2 protein-coding genes and 1 pseudogene are annotated in these 1615 nt (G+C 69.3%); all 3 read left to right on the top strand.

What is annotated here, in order from left to right; translation table 11 throughout:
* Positions 1-407: pseudogene (locus ABD161_RS15680) on the top strand (hypothetical protein); the annotation flags it as partial.
* A complete protein-coding gene (locus ABD161_RS15675) occupies positions 404-1270 on the top strand; it encodes a type II secretion system F family protein (RefSeq protein WP_344005103.1) in 867 nt (288 codons plus the stop codon). The pseudogene ABD161_RS15680 and the gene ABD161_RS15675, both read left to right, overlap by 4 nt.
* Positions 1267-1615 (top strand): hypothetical protein (locus ABD161_RS15670; protein WP_344005100.1); only part of this gene is annotated, 349 nt, incomplete at its 3' end. The genes ABD161_RS15675 and ABD161_RS15670, both read left to right, overlap by 4 nt.

The raw sequence follows: 1615 nt of genomic DNA, 5'->3' as shown, positions 1-1615 counted from the left end.
TGCAGGCCATGCAGGCCGGCCTCGGTTCGATGAGCACGATCCACTCGCACAGCCCGGACGCGGCGATCGAGCGACTGGTCACGCTGATCAGCCGCACCAACTCGAACCTGACCTACGCGTACCGGCAGATCGCGCAGAACATCGACCTGATCGTTCAGATGTCGGTCATCACCGACAAGGTCACCGGGAAGCGACGTCGCGTGGTCAGCAGCATCAGCGAGGTGCAGCAGGGCGAGTCGACCTCGGGCGGACGCCCGGTGGTGGGGGAGCTGTTCCACTTCAACAAGCGCACCCAGCAACTCGAGGTGAAGAACCTGCCCAGCCCGCGGATCCTCGAGCGTCTCGAGGAGGTCGGATACGAGCCGCCGCGCCCGGCGGGCTCCTACCCGGAAGAGGGTGCGGCATGAACGACGCCGGCCTGACCCTGTCGATCCTGCTGGCCGTCGCCGGCGTGATCATCGCGATCCTCGCCGCGGCCCTGCCCGACTCCGGACGTAAGCTCACGATCCCGGCCAGCATCCGCCACATGGTCGAGGTCCGTCTCTCCCGTCAGCAGCAGCTCGGCGCCCTCGCCGGCCTGGTCGCCGGCGTCGGGTACGGGATGTTCACGGGCTGGTGGATCATGATCGCGATCGGCGTCGGGGCGGGCATCGTCATCCCCGTACTGCTCGGCAAGGGCGACGCACCTCAGCGCATCGCGCGCCTGGAGGCGCTGGAGACCTGGACCCGCGGCCTCGCCGGCCTCACCGTCGCCGGTGCCGGCCTGGAGGCCACGCTCGAGGCATCGCGGCAGTCGGCACCGGAAGCCATCCGCGAGGAGGTCACCGCCCTCGTCGCACGCATCAACGCCCGCTGGCCCACCAAGGCCGCCCTGCAGCGGTTCGCTGAGGACCTCGACGACGGCACGGCCGACATGGTCGTCGCCCACCTCCTCATGAAGGAGACCGCCCGCGGCGACGGACTGGCAGAGGCGCTCGACGACCTCGGCGAGATCATCTTCGAGGAGACCAAGGTCCGTCGGCAGATCCTCACCGACCGGGCCAAGCCCCGCACACACATCACCGTGGTCGCCGTCGGCATCCTCGTCGTCGCCGCGGCGCTGCCGCTGCTGGGCAACCTCACCGCCTGGTACCTCACCCCTCTCGGCACGGTCGTCCTGGCGGCCTGGATGGCTGCGTTCGTGGCCCTGGTGGCATGGATGCGCAGCATCAGCCGTGAGCGGCCCGTCGCGCGGATCTTCACCACCGACGAGAACGGAGGCCTGCGATGATCGCGCTCATCCCCGGCCTGATCGCCGGCATCGGCATCGCCCTCGTGATCGCGGCCGTCGTCCCGCGCCAGCCGCAGCTGGCCGCCGCGATCGAGCGTGTCGAGTTCGGCACCCCCGAGACGGCCGTCAGCGACGCAGAGATGGACTTCCGCACGCGCGTCGGCACCTGGCTTGCCAAGCGGCTTCCCGCGAGCACCGTGCCCCGCGAGGACCTCCGCCTGATCAACAAGTCGGTCGAGTCGTACTACTACGACAAGGCCCTCAGCGCCGTCACCGGATTCGTGATCCCCATGCTCAGCGGCCTGGCCGGTCAGGCGCTCGGATACATCGCGTTCTACATCCCCA

Origin of the sequence: Microbacterium paludicola (assembly GCF_039529675.1) — a bacterium.
GTDB classification, from domain to species: domain Bacteria; phylum Actinomycetota; class Actinomycetes; order Actinomycetales; family Microbacteriaceae; genus Microbacterium; species Microbacterium paludicola.
This window is presented reverse-complemented; position numbering and strand designations above follow the sequence as displayed.